A 16,549-nucleotide genomic window follows, 5' to 3' on the forward strand; every position below is an offset into this window, starting at 1 on the left:
CCAGATGCACGGACGAGCAGGCTTCACCCTGCTCCGCCACCGCATCCTCCTTGGATAACAGCACGCTACGTCACCACCGAAAGTGAGACAGGGCCGTTAAGTTGACACACCCGCCACGGAGGGCGGCGGCCCGCTGCGGCTTCGTCAGGTGGAGGTCGACCCCGACGAGCTGTCCCGTGAAGCCGAGTCGCGACCTCTTTCATGGGAAACGAGGGGACTCATACCGTGGAGTAGGGGCTCCGTCGGCTCCGAACCAGGCTGCGAGGTAGGTGACTTGGCGGGGGCATGGACGAACTCGGGTGGTTCAAGAGCAGTGTGCGGCGCACGAACCTGAATCGAAGAGACTGACTGTCGTGACGACGACGCTCGGGGGCGACCTCTAGCTTCCCTGGGCGATTTCGAGCGGCTCTGCAACGGGCACCGCCCGCGTCAGGGCATCGCGAATGCCCGCCTGCCGGCGCCGATCGTCATGATGGGGCACGGATGGGGCGGGGAGCGGTTGACCGCTCCCCGCCCCGCTGTCAGCCGATGGCCCGCGGGCCGTCGGTCATGTCATTGCCTTCGTCAGTAGGAGAATTGCTGGATCTGGGCGTCATACAGCCCGAGGGTCCATCCCGTACGTGTTGCCGGGTCCAGCTGCACGAGGCGCGGCATGTACTGCAGCAGATTGGTCCGGTCGGCTGTCGCCAAACTGAAGCCGGACAAAGTCCGTACCGGCTGACCGGTCTTGAGATCGGTGATCTGCATCTGGGCGGTGGCGTTGTTGTCCGAGATCCATCCCTGCTGATGGCCGCTGGGGATCCCCGCCGGCCGGTCGAAACCGGTCACCGCAAGCTGGTTCGTGCTGTCGATCGCCAGTGAGGTGGCCGTACCGGTCCGGATGGGGATCTGCCTGCTGGTCTGGTCGTCACCGACGACCGTGGAGAGGACGCTGGTGGGCGCGGCAGCGGGATTCGCCGAGTGTGCGGTCAGTCCATACAGGGTGCCGGCGCCGTCGGAGGCGAGATTTCGGGTGCACCGGGAGGTGGACCCCGCACTCGTCACGGTTCCGGTGTCCAGATCCACCCGGGGCACGTCAACACTCCCACCGCAGATGTCGGTGGAGGAAGCCGGCATCAGGCTGACATCACCGGTGGTGGAATCGATGTCGATCAATTGCCACGGGAACAGTCTGGCCGCGTCCGGCAGCGGGATCAGTGATGCGCCGGTCCCGGTGGACAGATCGATGGGCAGCAGTGCGCTGGTGTCCTGCGTCGAGTCCCTGAGCAGCACGGCGGCCCGGCCCCGGGCGGGGTCGACCTTTCCGGTCACAAACGTGTAGCCGGTGGGCATCATCACCGTGCTGACCAGGGTGTCCGTGGCGGTGTTCCAGGTCTCCAGCGACACAGCGCCGCCGTCGAAGGCGTCTTCCTGGTGGACGAGCAGGGCGTGGTGCGTGGCGGGTATCACGCCGAGCACGCCGTAGACCGAGTTGGGGGCGTCGCTGGTCAGGAGATTGCCGTAGGTGCCGGTGGTGGGGTCGTAGTGCCGTACCACCGACCCTCCCGATGGCAGGCGCAGGGCGGCCAGGGAGTCCGTGCCGTCGATGGCGAAGCTGGTCACGGTGCTGTCGTCGGGTGCGAGTCCGTCATCGACCTGCAGCATGGACGTCGGCGAGGCCTGGCCGAGGACGCGGCCCCGGCTGTCGAGGGCGAACACTCGTACGTTGTAGAACTCGGAGGTTCTCAGGCCGAGTTCCAGCGCGTCAAGGCGTACTGTGCCAGAGGTGGCGGGCAGCGTGTGATGGGCGGCGGAGGGGGTGTCCACGCCGTCATCGTCCAGCTTCGTGCCGTTGGCGTTGATGAAGGTGTTGAATCCGCTGAACGCCGGAGCGGGTGCGGAGAACTCCACCTGCGCCGACGTCGCTCCGGGCACGTCGCGCACGTCGTAAGCCAGGCTGAAGGCAGGCTTGGCGCGGTTGACCTCGGAGGTGTGTCCCGCCGGCCCGCTCGCGCCGGTGATCAGCGGTGCGGCCGGGCGGTCGGCCGCGGAGCTGCCCTGGATCCGGATCGGGGCGAACTCTCCGTAGGTGTTGCGGAAGGGAAGGCTCGGATCTTCCGTGATCTGGGAGATGCCGATGCCGTAGATGCCGCCACCGCCGTCGAACGCGCTCGCGGGAATGGTGACGGTCCCGGTAGTGGCCTTCAGATCCTGGTGCCACGCGGCGTCGAAGATGGGTGCGAGGAGCGGGTTCCAGTGGCCCACGGTCGACAGCACGAGCTGGGGGTTGCTGAGCTTGGTGACGCCGGTCAGGTCGTAGTGCACCGTGACCGCCTGGCCTGCCGAGACGACGGCCGGGGCTCGGGGTGCGGTGGCCTCGACGTAGCGGCCGTCGCTGGGTTCGATGGTCAAGGTGCGGTGCACGCCGGCCCGCACCCGTCCGTGGAGCAGGACGCGGTAGTCGAGCTGGATGGTGCGAACCTGGGTGGAGACCACGGGCAAATGTGCCGCGGTGAGCAGTTGCTCCGGCATCACCCGAATCGCCGGATTGCTGGACCGCCACACCGTGGAGCCGACGGTGAGCGTGTACTGCGCCCCCGCTCCGCTCGGCGCTCCTGTGACATCGCCGGCGAAAGTGACCGGGCCGACCAGGCCTTCACCGTTGCCACCGGAGGCCATGTCGCTGAGATCGATGCGGTTCTGGTAGGTCCCCTCCGTAAAGCGGCCGCCGAGTGCGGCGAACGTGACCCGGTGTGCGACCGCAAGCCGGACGATGGCAGGGCCGGCGGAGCTGCCGCTCTTGCGGCCCAGGGCCGTCTCGGTAGCGGCGGTGATGTCGATCTGCGGTCCCACATGCAGGGTCTGGTCGATCTGCGCCGGGCTGGAGACCGGGCGTGCGGTGCTCTCCAGCAGGGTACGGACCTGCGCGGGTGTCAGGTGGTGTCCGGCCAGGCGGGAGGCCTGCAGCACCACCGCGGCCGCCGCCGCGATCTGCGGCGCGGACGCCGACGTGCCTCCGTTGAGTACGACCTTGACGTCCGAGGGGCCCCCGGCCGAGGTGAAGAGCGTCGCAGTGGGGTGTTCGAAGGAGATGATGTTGTCGCTGGGAGCGGACAGGTCGACGCGAGTGCCGAAGCCAGACGAGAATGCGCCGAATCCGCTGATGCGGGTCTCGGCGACGGTGCCGTTGGTGGACTGGCCGGCCGGGGCGGCGAGCGTGTCGTCCAACGTGGTGCCGCCGGCAGCGATGGCGCCCGAGTCGAGGACCTTCGTGGGCGTCGTGGACAACGCGTCGTCGTCGATGGACGTGGCCTCGGCGGCGTCGCGGGCGGTGTCCGTGGGTGTGCTTCCGCCGTCCGGGCCGACCGCCGCGCTGGTGTACATGCGGGTGCCGTCGTTGGAGGAGATCGACACCACGATGCCGTACTGGTGGACGATGTAGTTGACGACGTTGTGGATGACCGGGTCATCCTCGAAGTAACGCCCTGGGAAACCCACCACATCGGTGCCTTCGCCGAGGCTGGCGGTGATGACGTTCGGCCGGGGCGACTGGTTGGCCGCTGCCAGCAAAGCGCCCGCTATCTGGTCGGTCGTCGGCTGCCGGGGAACCACGAGCCGGTACTTGGCTCCTGGGGCTATACCCAGCATGTCGGTGTAACCGGTGCCGGTCCGGTCGGGACGCTGCTGGTCGTGCGGCAGCGGGGCCATCACCCCGAAGTCCAGCATGACCTCGCCCAGGCTGGGGTCCTCGTGCTCCACGGTCGCGGTACCGCTCAAGCCGCCGCTTTCGTCGGCAACGTAGGTGGGAATCAGCGGCATCGACGGCAGATCGAGGTAGCGCTGTCCATCCTGCAGCACCGTGGTGGCCCCGGTGCCCAACGCGTAAGGGTCGCTGTCGTTCACCATCGACTTGTCGATCAGGTCGCCGATCGACACATTGGTGATGATCTCGCCGGCTCCGGGTTCCTGCCCGAACTTGCGCTTCAGGGTGGAGAAGGCGCCCACCGCGTTGACGCCGCCGGCGTTGAGCAGCGACTGGGCAGAATAGGCCAGGTCGTAGTTGGTCGGTATCGCGTCCGTCGACGCTGAAGGGGTCTTGGCTGCCGCCGCAGCGGCAGCGGAAGCGGCTCGCACCGCGCTCGAAGACAGCGGCTGCGCCCCTGTGTTCATCGTGTTCACATAGCGATTCGGTTCAGCGAAGGCGACTCCGGACGTTCCCTCGAGGGTGCGGGCGACCGCCGCCGAATCGTGGTCCTTCATGTGGACCACGTACGCCCGGGGCATGCCGGAGACGCCGGATCGCAGTTGCGACGTGGTGGGCGAGGAGGCGGACGCCTGCGGCAGCGAGGGCAGGGCCGGCAGCAGCGATGTGGCGCCCGCCGCGTGCAGCGCCTTGTTCAGCGCGGCGTTGTTGGTCTGGGGAGCGCGGGCCGCCATCCGGTTACCTGTCAGCGCACCTCCGGTCACCGAGGTGTTCGCGTCCAAGGTCAGCAGAACCTGGCCCGGAACCACCCCCTGCCGCTGCTTCGGCAGATGTGACGCTGATGAGTTGCTGCCAAGCGGCGTCTTGACGGCCAGCGACTGGCCGGAATCAGTGGCCGCGGAGCCGGACCCGGGGGATCTCAAGGGCATCGCGGCCGTGGGTATCGCTACGGCCGCAGTGATGGCCACAAGCGCGACACCGACGGCACCAAGCCGCCTACCGCGCGCATGGGCATACGTCATGGGACACCTTTCGCAGGCAGCGAATCCGCGAGCACGGATCCACACCGAAAGGCGCTGCCCGCTCGAACGTGCTCAGGACAGCGCCAACTTCGGCGTGAAAGATGTCAACCGCGACCAACGAAGCACAAGATCACGAGGCTGGCGAATCTCTGCCCTGTGGCCGGAAGCTGCCACAGAAATTGGCAGGAGGTATGGAATTTGGCCTGCTCGGGCTTGCGGAAGAAACAGAACACGTCTACGTGGCACTGGTGCGGCAGCTTCGCTGTCCTCACCCTCTACGGCCTCACGTGATCACCATGAACCGGGACATCCGGACCGAACGCCGGGGCCCTGGCGTTCGGTCAGGACTTGGAAGGGGAGTTCGGCTCCGTGGCGGTCGAGATCCATGTCGATGCAGAGGAGATCGACGCGGCCGTAGCGGGCGATGGTCTTGTTCAGCTGCTTCTCGCCGGCGGCCTCGACCAGCTCATTGACCAGTTTCGTCGCGAGGGTGTAGCGGACGCGGTAACCCTTCATGGCTGCCTCGGTGCCCAGGGTGATCAGCATGTGGGACTTGCCGGTGCCGGAGTCGCCGATCAGGCAGAGCGGCAGCAGTTGCTGGCCGATCTCGGCCGACCGGCGCAGCTCGTAGCAGACCGGTTCGCTCACGGCGAGCGGGCTCCCGGTCGTCCGGGACGCGGGCTTCACCGAGATCGCTCCAGGCTCCTGCGCGGTGGTCGCGGACCATCCGGCGCTGCTGTCAGGGCCGGCCTGCCGCCGCTGAGGCCTACGCGGTCGCGTAGTCGTGGAAGCCTCGGCCGGTCTTCTTGCCGAGCAGACCGGCTTCGACCATGCGCAGCAGCAGCGGAGGCGGCGAGTACAGCGGTTCCTTGAACTCGGCGTACATCGATGCGGCGATCGCGTGCGTCGTGTCCAGCCCGATCAGGTCGGCGAGCGCCAGCGGGCCCATCGGGTGCGCGCAGCCGAGCACCATGGCTTGGTCGATGTCCGCGGCGCAGGCGAAGCCGGACTCCAGCATCCGGACCGCGGAGAGCAGATACGGGATGAGCAGCGCGTTCACCACGAAGCCGGCGAGGTCCGTGGAACGGATGACCTGTTTGCCCAGCACGGCGGTGACGAAGTGCTCCGCACGCCGCTGCGTCTCCTCGCCGGTCAGCAGGGACGGCACGAGTTCCACCAGGGGGAGCACCGGCACCGGGTTGAAGAAGTGGATGCCGACGACCTGCTCGGGCCGGGCCGTGGCCATGCCGAGCTTCGTGATCGGTATCGAGGAGGTGTTGGAGGCGAGGACGGCGTCCTCGCGCCGCACGACCTTGTCGAGGGTGGCGAACACGTCGATCTTGACCCGTTCGGTCTCGGCGACGGCCTCGACGACCACGTCCCGGTCGGTGAACTCGCCGAGGTCGGTGGTGAAGCGCACGTGGGCGAGTGCCCGTTCGCGGTCCGCGTCCGACAGCTTTTTGCTGCTGACGCCGCGTGCGAGGGACCGCTCGACGCGCCGTCGCCCGGCGGCCAGTGCGTCCGGGCCGGTCTCGGCGACGAGAACGTCCAGCCCGGCCCTGGCGCAGACCTCGGCGATGCCGGAGCCCATCAGTCCGGCGCCCACGACGCCGATACGGCGGATGGTGTCCATACGGTCGTTCGTCCCTTCAGGAGTACGTACGCCTGGCGAGCACGGTGAGCTCAAGGTGGGCGCCGTCGTGCCCGCCGGTCAGCAGCCGCTGGGTGCTGCCGGTGAGGCGGCACGCCCGCCATGGATGCACGGTGCCCCCGCTGTGCGGGAGGTAGAGGGGGAAGCAGCTGGCGGCCAGCTGGACGCGCAGCCGGTGGCCCGGTTGCACACGATGTCCCGTGTCGCCGAGCTGGATGGGGACCCGGTGCCACTCGTCGGCGCCGGACAGCCGGTACGGCGCCTCGAGGATGCGTCGGCTGGTGCCGTCGGGCGCCACCTCGCAGAGCTTGACGACGAGGTGGCCGACGGCCGCGGTGGAGGTGACCGGCAGCACCAGCCGGACCGGGCCGGCCAGTTGCAGCGGGTCGCCGCAGGCGGGGCCGGTGAACGTCAGGACGTCGGGCCTGCGTTCCACCGTCCGCTCGTCCGGCAGCGCGAGCAGGGGGCGCCACCAGTTGAGGTCGGTGGTCGGCACGGGGTTCGCGGGGTCGTGGTCCCAACTCGCCTTGTACGGCGTGGTGTCGGGTCGTGCGGACAGCGCTCCGCCCTGCGGGCCGGTGGCCGCGGCAGATGCGTCGAGGAGGTGGAGCCGGACGCTGACCGCTCCGAACGGGGGCCAGCACCCGGCGGTATGCCACCTGCCGCTCGAGCTCTGCCAGCGGACTAAGGGCAACGACTCCCCCGCTGCGCCCCCTGCGAGGTGTCGCAGCAGGAAGTCGGTCACCGGGCTAAGTGAGCGGTCCAGCATGGCCTCCCGCGTGGCCGGATCGGTGAGGTGGTCGGGGTTGCGCCCGCTCGGGGTGAATACGTCGTCCTGGTGGTCGGTGGCGCCGGCGAGCAGGTGCTGCGGTGCGCTCGCCGAGCTTCGGGCCCGCTGCCAGTCGCGCAGCTGGCCGCCCTGGAACAGGTCGTACCAGCCCGTGCAGTGTTGGGTGGGTATCCGCCCGTGCCCCGGGTCCCGGCCGCCGAACGCCAGCTGCCGCCAGCGCGCGTCGCCGGGCGGTGCGGTGGCCCACTCGGCCGGCGGCAGCGGCCCGCCGGTGTCGGGCAGGGCGTCGAGCAACTCGGCGAGCGGCCGCCGGGACCAGTCGGGGGCGGGCAGGACATTGGCGCGGCCGGCCCAGGTGGACGTCAGGCACTCCACCATGGGCCCGAGCCTGAACACCCCGCCCCGGTGGACGAGTTCTTGGCCGATGTCCGTGGTGGTCAGACGGGACACGAGTGCTCCTACGGCCGGGTGAGCGGACGCGGCCGCGGCCCAGGCGGTGAAGCCGTAGTACGAGTTGCCCCAGCAGCCCACCGTGCCGTTGGACCAGCGCTGGGCGGTGATCCGGTCCAGGGTGTCCCAGGCGTCGGCGACTTCCGCGGTGAAGGGGACCGGCCGTCCCTCGGAGCGGATCTTGCCGCGGACGTCCTGCGTCACCACGGCGAGTCCGGCCTCGGTCAAGCCGGGCCGCGATGTCGGGCAGCCGGGTGTCCGGGTGCGTCTTGTCGTACGGGGTGCGGATCAGCACCGTCGGGAGCCGTGGGCGCCGCGTGGGCGACAGGGGCAGGTGGACCCCGGTGTGCAGCCGTACGCCGTCCCGCAGGCGCACCCGGTGGGGCTCCGCCTGCGGGATGGGCGTACCGAACGGCACGGGGACGGCCGTACTCACTCGGCACTCACCCGGCGCTCACCCGGAGTGCGCCGAGGGGGACATGCCGGCCGGCGCGTCCGGGTCCAGGCCCTCGTCGGCGGTGGCGACCACGGCCCGCTCGGCCGTCAGGTCCAGCGACCGGCAGACCAGCAGGTACAGCCCCGCCGAGACCACCAGGCCGACGATCATGGTGACGTCCAGGCCGCCGAGCCACTTCGCCAGCGGGCCCATGCTGTCGCCCACGACCGCGAACGGCATCATCGAGGCGAAGCCGACGACGTAGCAGACGAGGCCGCGCCAGCTCCACCGTCCGTAGATGCCCCGCGGGTTGAAGATCTCGCGGATCGAGTAGTGGGCGCGGCGCACGACGTAGAAGTCGACCAGGTTGATCGCCGTCCACGGGGTGAAGAGGTAGCCGAGCACGACGAGGAAGTGCTCGAACTGCTCGAGGAACGTCTCGTCCGAGCTGAACGCGATCGCCGTGGACAGCAGGCCGATGACGACCAGCGTGACCACCCGCTTGGCCACGGTGGGCCGGATCTGCCGGATCGAGTCCATGCTGGACAGCAGGGTCAGGCTGCCGCCGTAGAAGTTGAGTGTGCCGATGGTGATCAGCGGCACCACGGACACCAGCAGCAGGGTCATGCCGAACCCGTGGAAGATCTCGTCACCGGCGGAGATGACCGATTCGACGAGGGCCGCCTTGGGGAACAGGCCGGCGGCGACGGTGCCCACGAGCATCATCCAGGCGCCGCCGATTGTCGCGCCGAGGTAGGTCCACCAGAACGAGGAGCGCACGCCCACCGTCGGCGGCAGATAGCGCGAGTAGTCCGACACGTAGATCGACCAGGACAGCTGGTAGACCGCCGCCGTGAAGAACTGGACCAGGAAGGGCGCGAGGGCGAAGGTGCCCAGGTCGAGCTGTTCGGGGCTGAAGGGGTTCACCGCGAGGATGCCCACGGAGAACACGAGCAGTGCCACGAACATGAGGTACGTCAGCCAGCGCGACGCCCGGTGGATGAAGTCGTAGCCGACTACCGCCAGCACGATGCCCACCACCGCGTAGCCGATGTAGCTGACCGGGTTGGGCACCCCGGCCAGATGCTCCATGGTGCGGCCCACCAGGATCTGGTTGAACGCGGTGTAGCCGATGTACGTCACCAGCGCGGTGATCCACACCAGTAGGGCGCCGACGTACCCGAACTGCGGACGGGACTGCACCATTTGCGGCAGACCGAGCTGCGGGCCCTGGGTGGAGTGGAAGGCCATGAAGAAGGTGCCGAAGGCGGAGCCGAGGACGACGGCGATGGCCGTCCAGATGAGGTTGCCGCCGAGCGCCACGCCGATGGCGCCGGTGGCGACGGTGGCCAGGTGCGCGTCACCGGCGAACCACACCGGGAACAGGTGCCACACCTTGCCGTGGCGCTCGGCCAGGGGCACGTAGTCGATCGAGCGGGTTTCGATGACCGGGCGGCTGCCGGGGGGCGTGGTCGGCGTGGCGGATGTCGAGTTCGAGGTGACGGTCATCTCGGGTCCTCGTTCGGTGGGTGGGTTGCCTGGTTGAGGGAGGCGTACGCCAGCTGCTCCAGGAGCAGGGAGGCCTCGCGCGGGGAGTCCGCCGCCACGTCGATGACCCGCTTGGTGAGGGCGATCGCGAGCGGGGGCAGCGCGGCCAGTTCCTCGGCGAGCCGCAGGGCGGTCTTCAGGTGCGCGCCCTCGTCGGTGACCTCGGTGAGCAGGCCCCAGCCGAGGGCTTCGCCGGCCGTGAGCCGGCGGCCGCGCAGGACGAGTTCGCGGGCGCGGGCCGGGCCGACGATCCGGGTCGTGCGGTACGTGCCGCCGGAGCTGGGGAGGATGCCGATCCCGACCTCCGGCAGGCCGAACTTCGCGGTCGCGTCCGCGATGCGGAAGTCGGCGGCGAGGGCGAGTTCCAGTCCGCCGCCGAGGCAGTATCCGGCGATCGCGGCGACGGTGGGCTGCGCCAGCGCGGCGACCTTCTCGTAGACGGCGCCGGAGTCGCGGTAGTAGGCGGCGATCGCCTCCGGGGTCATCGCGCGCAGTTCGCCGGTGTCGGCTCCGGCGGAGAAGACCTTGTCGCCGCCGGTGAGGACGACGGCTCGCGCGGTGGTGACCGCCTTGTCGTCCAGGGCGCGCAGCAGTTCGCGTTCGAGGTGGGTGGACAGGGCGTTGAGCTTGGCCTCGCGGCGCAGTGTCAGCACGGCGGTGCCCCCGCTGCGCCGGATGTCGACGACGTGGGCGCCCGTCATGCCTGGGGGGCCTTGTCCGTGGGGAAGTTCAGGAGGCCCAGGCCGCGCTTGCCGATCTCGTTGGCGATGACGAGGCGCTGGATCTCGGAGGTGCCCTCCCAGATGCGGTCGACGCGCAGCTCGCGGTAGAGCCGCTCGACCGGGTAGTCGCGCATGTAGCCGCGGCCGCCGAAGATCTGCACGGCGCGGTCGATGACGCGGCCCGCCGCCTCGGAGGCGGACAGCTTGGCCATGGCCGCCTTGGCGTGCAGCATCTTGCGGTCGCCGCCCTGGTCGAACTCCCAGGCGACCTGGTGGACGAAGGCGCGGTTGACGGCGATGTCGACGGCCGAGTCGGCGAGCATGGCCTGGATGAGCTGGCGCTCGATCAGCGGCCTACCGCCCTGGACGCGCTCGCGGGCCCACTCGGTGGCGAGGGCGAGGGCGCGCTCGGCGGCACCGACGGTGCGGGCGCCGATCATCAGGCGCTCCTCGGTGAACCAGCTGCGGGTGAGGTCGTAGCCGCCGCCGATCTCGCCCAGGACGGCGTCGCTTGCGACCTCGACGCCCTCGAAGACGTACTCGGGGTGCTCGTAGACGAAGGTGTGCATGTAGCGCGGGACGCGCTTGATGCGCACACCGGGCAGGTCCTTGTCGACGAGGAAGAGGGTCGGGGCCTTCTCGTCGCCGACGAGGGCGAGGACGAGGAAGAAATCGGCGGCGTCGCCGACGGTGACGAACCACTTCTCGCCGTCGAGCCGGTAGCCGGTGCCGTCGGCGTGGGGGGTGGCGGTGGTGGTGATGCCCTGCGGGTCGGAGCCCGCGTCGGCCTCGGTGATGGCGACGGCGTCACGGCGCTGTCCGAGGATGTCGGGGACGAGGTAGCGCTCGCGCTGCTCGGGGGTGCAGGCGGCCAGCGCGTTGGCGGGCCGCCACACCGTGTCCCAGAGGGCGTTTGTGAGCTTGCCGAGCTCCTCTTGGACGACGACCTGCTCCAGCACGCTCAGTCCGGCGCCGCCCCACTCGGTGGGCATGTTGATCGCCTGCAGGCCGCTGGCCAGCACCGCGTCGCGGATGGACCGGTGGACTTCGGGGGACAGTCCGTTGTCGGTCTCGCACGCGTCCTCGTGGATCATGATCTTGCCGGCGAGGGCGGCGGCCCGGTCCTTGAGCTCGGCCAGGCGCGGGGTGTAGGCGAATTCCATCGGTGTTTCTCCCTGCTGGGTGCGTGAGTACGTGTATGTGAGTGCGTGAGGTTCGTACGAGGTGTGTCAGGCGTCGAGGACGATGCGGGCGTCCAGGCCCGTACAGCCGCGCGGGGTGACGAGCAGAGGGTTGACCTCCAGCTCGGCGATCTCCGGGTGGGCGGCCGCGACGCTGGTAATGGCCTCGATGGCGCGGGCCGCGGCGGCGAGGTGGACCGCGGGGCGGCCGCGTACGCCGTGCAGCAGCGGGGCGGCGGTGAGGCGTTCCAGCAGGGCGCGGGCGTCGGTGGCGGTGACGGGTGCCAGACCGAGGCGGACGTCGCGCAGCACCTCGGTGAAGATGCCGCCGAGGCCGACGAGCGCCACGGGACCGAAGCGCGCATCGCGCCGTACGCCGACGATGAGTTCGACTCCGTCGCGGGTGTCAGCCATGGCCTCGACGCAGTAGCCGGGCGGGGCGAGGCGGCGGGCCATGTCGGCGTGCGCGGCGCGGACGGACGCCTCGTCGGCGAGGGCGAGGGCGACGCCTCCGGCGTCGGACTTGTGCAGCAAGCCCATGGCCTTGAGGACGACGGGCCCCTCGATCCGGGCGGCGGCCCGGGCGGCCTCGTCCTGCGTACGGACCAGGTGGGCGGCGGGGAACTCCAGCCCGCCCTGACGCAGCAGTTCGCGTGCGGTCCAGTAGTCGTCGGCGGTGACGGGTGCCGCCGGGGCGGGCACGGCCGGTACGTGCGGGGCGGTCCGCTCGGCCCGGTCCGCGATCCGGCCGAGGACCTGGGCGGCGTGCTCCACCGACCCGAAGACGCAGACGCCCTGCCGGCGCAGTTCCACGGCGGCGGGCGCGTCGGCGTACATGGTGTGGACGGCGACGGGCTTGCCGTGGTGGCGGATCCGCGCGGCCATCACGCGGGCGGTGGCGACCTCGGCCTCGGCGAGGGCCTCGCCATAGCCGCCGTAGCCACCGAAGTAGCCGGTGACCAGCACGGAGTCGACCGAGTCGGCGCCGAGGGCGAGGTCGAGGACGCGGCCGAAGGAGGTGATGTCCTGCTCCCCCGCCCCGGCGAGGTCGACCGGGTTGGCGGTGCCCGCGGACGGGGGAAGTTCGGCCTTCAGCCCGGCGACGAGGTCGTCGTCGAACTCCGGGACGTGCAGGCCCCGGGCCTCGGCGACATCGCTGGCGAGGGAGGCGTGGCCGCCGCCGTCGGCGATGACGGCGACCCGGCGTCCGCCGCCGCGCCGGTTGCGGTGCAGCGCGCCCAGCAGGTGGGCGAGTTCGGCGACGGTGGCGACGCGGTCGACTCCCGCAGCCCGGCAGGCGGCGTCGATCACCGCGGAGTCGCTGGTGAGCGCGCCGGTGTGGGAGCGGGCCCCGCGCATGGAGGCCTGGCCGGCGCCGACGGTGAGCAGCGCGAGGGGCTTCCCCGCCCGTACGGCGTCGGCGGCGGCCCGGGCGAAGGCGCGGCCGTCGCCGAAGTCTTCGCAGTACAGGGCGATCAGCTCGGTGCCGTCGTGCTCGGTGTAGCTGCGGACGAGGTCGGCGGCCGTGAGGTCGGCCTGGTTGCCGAGGGAGGCGAAGCGGGAGAACCCGAGTCCGTCGCGTTCGAGGAAGCGGCTGAGCTCCAGGGCCATGTTGCCGCTCTGGGAGACGAAGCCGATGCCTCCGACAGGCATATCGTTGGAGGCCAGCCGCAGTTCGGTGGTGGTGTCGAGGACGCCGAGGCAGTTGGGGCCGAGCAGCACGGCGCCGGCCCGGCGGATGCGCCTCGCGAGGGCGGCCTCGCGTACCCGGCCCTCCTCACCGAGCTCGGCGAAGCCGGCGGTGATGCCGACGATGGCGCGGGCTCCGGCGGCGAGGGCGTCCTCGACGGCGTCGGCGAAGCCGGCGGCGGGCACGGCGATGACGGCCAGGTCGACGCCGCCGGGGGCGTCGACGGCCTGCCGGTGCACGGCGCGGCCGAGGACGGGTTCGCCGCGGCGGTTGACCAGGTGGACGGGGCGGCGGTGTTCGCCGCGCAGCGCCTGGACGCTGAGCCAGTTGCCGTATTTGGTCTCATCGTTGCTGGCACCGATGACGGCGACGGAGGAGGGGTCGAAGAGCGCGGACAGGTCGCGTACGGCGGGGGCCGTCGCATCGGTCAGGATCGTCACGGGGTCACCTCCGCGCCTTGGGGGGCGTTCTCGGTTTCCCGTGCCGGGACCGGGTGTCCGGTGCCCCAGGCGTCGACACCGCCGTCGACGGTGATCGTGGTTCCGGTGATGTACGAGCCGCCGGGCGAGGCGAGGAAGCACAGCAGGCCGGACACTTCTTCGGGGCGGCCGAGCCGGCCGAGCGGCACGGCCTGCTCCCAACGACGGCGATCCGCCTCGTCGTAGGCGGCCTCCAGCCCTTCGGTGGCGATGGTTCCGGGGGCGACGCAGACGGTGCGGATGCCGTAGCGGCTCCACTCCAGCGACAGTCCGGCGGCGAGGTTCTCCAGCGCGGCGCGGGCGGCGGTGGCGTGCACCATGCCGGGGATGCCGCGGCGCGGGGAGAACGCCATGAAGAAGACGGCCCCGCAGCGGTTCGGGATCATGGAGCGGACGGCGACCTCGCGCGTCATCGCCCAGCCGGCGTCCACGGCCAGGTCGTGCACCGCGCGCCAGCCCTTGGGGGTGATCTCCTCGGCGGGGGCGGTGAACTGGCCGCCCGCGTTGTTGACGAGCACGTCGATGCGGCCGAAGGCCTTAAGGGCCGTGTCGACGACACGCTCGACCCCGCCCTCGGCACGGATGTCGGCGGGCACGGCCAGGCAGGTGCCGCCGGCGGCCTCGATCTCGGCAGCCACCTTCTCCAGGGGTTCGGGCCTGCGGCCGCACACCACGACGCGGGCCCCGCAGGAGGCGAAGTCGATGGCCACGGCCCGGCCGATGCCGGTGCCTCCGCCCGTGACGAGCACGACCTTGTCGTCGTGTACGTCCGGGCGCAGCGGTGTCGATCCCACAGCACTCTCTTTCCGTGCCCACAGCGGGGCCCACAGCGGGTTTGCGACCCAGATCGCAATCAACTGACTGATCCGTTGGTCGGTAAGTCGGCATCACTGTGAGCCCGCCCTCTGCGGGGTGTCAATAGGCTGTACTAGCTGGACTTTTGAGAATCCAGGCCGAGGTGGGGGCCACCCTGCTGCGACCGGCTGTATTGCGATTTTGGCAACGTAGGCGCTACGGTTCGGCAGCATGGACGAGACAGCCGAGCGCGTGCGCCGGATCATCGACGCGGTCGCGGAGACGCACCGCGACTTCGCGGCCCGGATCGACCTCGAACCGACAAAACTGTCCAAGTCCCTCAAAGGGCACCGCCGCTTCACACCCGGCGAGCTGGCGGCCGTCGCAGCGGCCGCAGGGGTGAGCGTCGACTGGCTGGTACACGGGGTCGGCCCCGCCGAGCAGGGAGCCGGCCCGCTCGGGACAACGCCCGGCGACCCGGACCGGACGGGCGACGCGCGCCGTACCGAGTTCCTCGAGGCCGCCTGGCGGCTGATCTCGCAACACGGCTACCACGCCGTACGGATCGCCGACATCGCCCGCGCCTGCGGCACCAGCAGCGGCGCCGTGCACTACTACTTCCCGACCAAGCAGGACGTCCTCAACGCCGCTCTGCTGCACTGCGTCGAGAGCGCCTTCGAGCGGCAGAGCGGCGAGCTGAGAAGCGTGGACAGCGCACACGCACGGCTGCTGCGGCTGATCGACATGCAGCTTCCGGCCGGCGGCCGGGTCCGGGACGAGTGGCTGGTCTGGCTGCAGTTCTGGGCCGAGACCGCCCTGCGCCCCGAACTGCGCTCCATCCACAACGACTTCTACGCCCGCTGGCGCGAGGCCGTGGTCCGCATCGTGCGCCGGGGCCAGCGGCAGGGGCAGTTCCGGGCCGACACCGACGCCGAACAGCTCGCGCTCGGCCTCACCGCGCTCACCGACGGCCTGGCCATCCAGGTGCTGACCGGGGCGCCCGGGGTGACGCCGGAGCGGATGCGGGGCGTCCTGCTGGACTTCATCGAACGCGAGCTCCTCGCGCCCAAGAGCGAGCCCAACAGCGAGGTGGAACATGCCGGTGCCTGATCCCAACGAGCCGGCGGGAAGCGGGATGGACCGGCTGGAGGAGCGCATCCGCGCCAACCTCGCCGCCTTCCAGCGGCGTACGGCGGCGCCACCGCCCAACGCCCGTCGCGCGGGCGTGTGCCTCACCCTCCACCCGCACCGCGACGAGCCCCATGTGCTGCTGATCAAACGGGTCGCCCGCGGCCGCAACGCGGGCCAGTGGGCGCTGCCCGGCGGCCGGCTCGACGGCACGGAGACCCCGCAGCAGGCGGCGCTGCGCGAGCTCGCCGAGGAGACGGGCGTCTGCGCCAGCCCGGCCGAAGTGGCGGGACAGCTGGACGACTTCGTCACCGACTCGGGGTTCGTCATCACACCCGTGGTGGTGCTGCCGCGGCTTCCGCTACGGCTGGAACGCAACCGTGACGAGGTGCACTCGCTGCACCCGATCCCGCTGCGCCGGCTGACGGATCCGGACGTTCCGCGCTGGCGGACGGATCCGCGGGGCCGGCCGCTGCTGCAGATGCCGCTGCGGCGGGGCATGGTGATCCACGCCCCGACCGGCGCCCTGCTGTGGCAGTTCCGCGAGGTCGCCCTGCTCGGACGGGCCACCCGGGTCGCCGATCTGACCCAGCCGGACTTCACCCGCACCTGAGTACGACGACACGACCCGGGGAGGGTCGCCCCGGCGCAAGGAGATCCACACGACCGTTCCCCCCACGGCGTGTCGCCTCCCCCGCCGGTCCTCTCACCGCCACGCACCAAGGAGAGATCCGTCATGGCGATCGCTCCTGGAGGCTCACCAACTTCGTTAGTAATCCTTAGTGTTGCATGTATAGTTGCGTGCATGGAGTTGCTGCGGATGTCCAAGGCTGCGAAGCGTCTCGGGATACACCCGATGACGCTTCGTCAGTGGGCGTTGGACGGCAAGATCCCGTTCACGTGGGTCGGCCGTGAGCGCCGGTTCTCCTCGGTCGATGTGGAGAACATGAAACGGGGCAGCAGTTCAGCAACCTC

The 16,549-nt window shown here is 70.5% G+C and carries 11 protein-coding genes and 1 pseudogene; 3 read left to right on the forward strand and 9 right to left on the reverse strand.

The genetic code is table 11. The features are described 5' to 3' along the window. Positions 1 to 564: 564 nt before the first annotated feature. The 9 genes and pseudogenes from AB0M27_RS42335 to AB0M27_RS42375 form a co-directional block, all read right to left on the reverse strand. Complete coding sequence (locus AB0M27_RS42335) at positions 565 to 4,464, reverse strand: S8 family serine peptidase (protein ID WP_365730653.1); 3,900 nt, start codon at positions 4,462 to 4,464, stop codon at positions 565 to 567. Positions 4,465 to 5,037: 573 nt separating this feature from the next. Further along, a pseudogene (locus AB0M27_RS42340) lies at positions 5,038 to 5,292 on the reverse strand (ATP-binding protein); the annotation flags it as partial. Between the two features lie 178 nt (positions 5,293 to 5,470). Further along, positions 5,471 to 6,337: a 3-hydroxybutyryl-CoA dehydrogenase gene (locus AB0M27_RS42345; protein ID WP_365730655.1), complete on the reverse strand. Its 867-nt coding sequence runs from the start codon at positions 6,335 to 6,337 to the stop codon at positions 5,471 to 5,473. A gap of 16 nt (positions 6,338 to 6,353) precedes the next feature. Then, entirely contained in the window at positions 6,354 to 7,823 is a 1,470-nt protein-coding gene (locus tag AB0M27_RS42350) for a CocE/NonD family hydrolase (protein ID WP_365730657.1), read from the reverse strand. A gap of 226 nt (positions 7,824 to 8,049) precedes the next feature. After that, positions 8,050 to 9,540: a cytosine permease gene (locus AB0M27_RS42355; protein ID WP_365730666.1), complete on the reverse strand. Its 1,491-nt coding sequence runs from the start codon at positions 9,538 to 9,540 to the stop codon at positions 8,050 to 8,052. Then, positions 9,537 to 10,280 carry an enoyl-CoA hydratase/isomerase family protein gene (locus AB0M27_RS42360; RefSeq protein WP_365730668.1) on the reverse strand — a complete coding sequence of 248 codons (744 nt, stop codon included), beginning with the start codon at positions 10,278 to 10,280 and terminating at the stop codon, positions 9,537 to 9,539. Before AB0M27_RS42360 ends, AB0M27_RS42355 begins: the two co-directional genes overlap by 4 nt. Continuing rightward, on the reverse strand, positions 10,277 to 11,464 hold the full coding sequence (locus tag AB0M27_RS42365) for an acyl-CoA dehydrogenase family protein (protein WP_365730670.1): 1,188 nt from the start codon (positions 11,462 to 11,464) through the stop codon (positions 10,277 to 10,279). The genes AB0M27_RS42360 and AB0M27_RS42365 overlap by 4 nt, the downstream gene beginning before the upstream one ends. Before the next feature lie 66 nt (positions 11,465 to 11,530). Next, positions 11,531 to 13,612: an acetate--CoA ligase family protein gene (locus AB0M27_RS42370; RefSeq protein WP_365730673.1), complete on the reverse strand. Its 2,082-nt coding sequence runs from the start codon at positions 13,610 to 13,612 to the stop codon at positions 11,531 to 11,533. Next, a complete protein-coding gene (locus AB0M27_RS42375; protein ID WP_365730675.1) occupies positions 13,609 to 14,445 on the reverse strand; it encodes an SDR family oxidoreductase in 837 nt (278 codons plus the stop codon). Before AB0M27_RS42375 ends, AB0M27_RS42370 begins: the two co-directional genes overlap by 4 nt. A gap of 232 nt (positions 14,446 to 14,677) precedes the next feature. On the opposite strand from AB0M27_RS42375, the gene AB0M27_RS42380 reads away from it, so the two are divergent. The 3 genes from AB0M27_RS42380 to AB0M27_RS42390 all read left to right on the forward strand — a co-directional run. Beyond that, entirely contained in the window at positions 14,678 to 15,556 is an 879-nt protein-coding gene (locus AB0M27_RS42380) for a TetR family transcriptional regulator C-terminal domain-containing protein (RefSeq protein ID WP_365730677.1), read from the forward strand. After that, the gene (locus AB0M27_RS42385; RefSeq protein ID WP_365730679.1) at positions 15,549 to 16,187 is read left to right on the forward strand and encodes a CoA pyrophosphatase; all 639 of its coding nucleotides are present in this window, start codon (positions 15,549 to 15,551) and stop codon (positions 16,185 to 16,187) included. The genes AB0M27_RS42380 and AB0M27_RS42385 overlap by 8 nt, the downstream gene beginning before the upstream one ends. Before the next feature lie 207 nt (positions 16,188 to 16,394). Then, positions 16,395 to 16,549, forward strand: a 155-nt coding sequence (locus tag AB0M27_RS42390) for a helix-turn-helix domain-containing protein (RefSeq protein WP_365730681.1), incomplete at its 3' end; no start/stop codon positions are given.

This window comes from Streptomyces sp. NPDC052107, assembly GCF_040680215.1.
Classification (GTDB): domain Bacteria; phylum Actinomycetota; class Actinomycetes; order Streptomycetales; family Streptomycetaceae; genus Streptomyces.

Bases quoted from the DNA above. Each gene is read 5' to 3' on its own strand.
- AB0M27_RS42345 (WP_365730655.1), bottom strand. From the start codon at position 6,337: ATGGACACCATCCGCCGTATCGGCGTCGTGGGCGCCGGACTGATGGGC.
- AB0M27_RS42355 (WP_365730666.1), bottom strand. From the start codon at position 9,540: ATGACCGTCACCTCGAACTCGACATCCGCCACGCCGACCACGCCCCCC.
- AB0M27_RS42360 (WP_365730668.1), bottom strand. From the start codon at position 10,280: ATGACGGGCGCCCACGTCGTCGACATCCGGCGCAGCGGGGGCACCGCC.
- AB0M27_RS42365 (WP_365730670.1), bottom strand. From the start codon at position 11,464: ATGGAATTCGCCTACACCCCGCGCCTGGCCGAGCTCAAGGACCGGGCC.
- AB0M27_RS42380 (WP_365730677.1), top strand. From the start codon at position 14,678: ATGGACGAGACAGCCGAGCGCGTGCGCCGGATCATCGACGCGGTCGCG.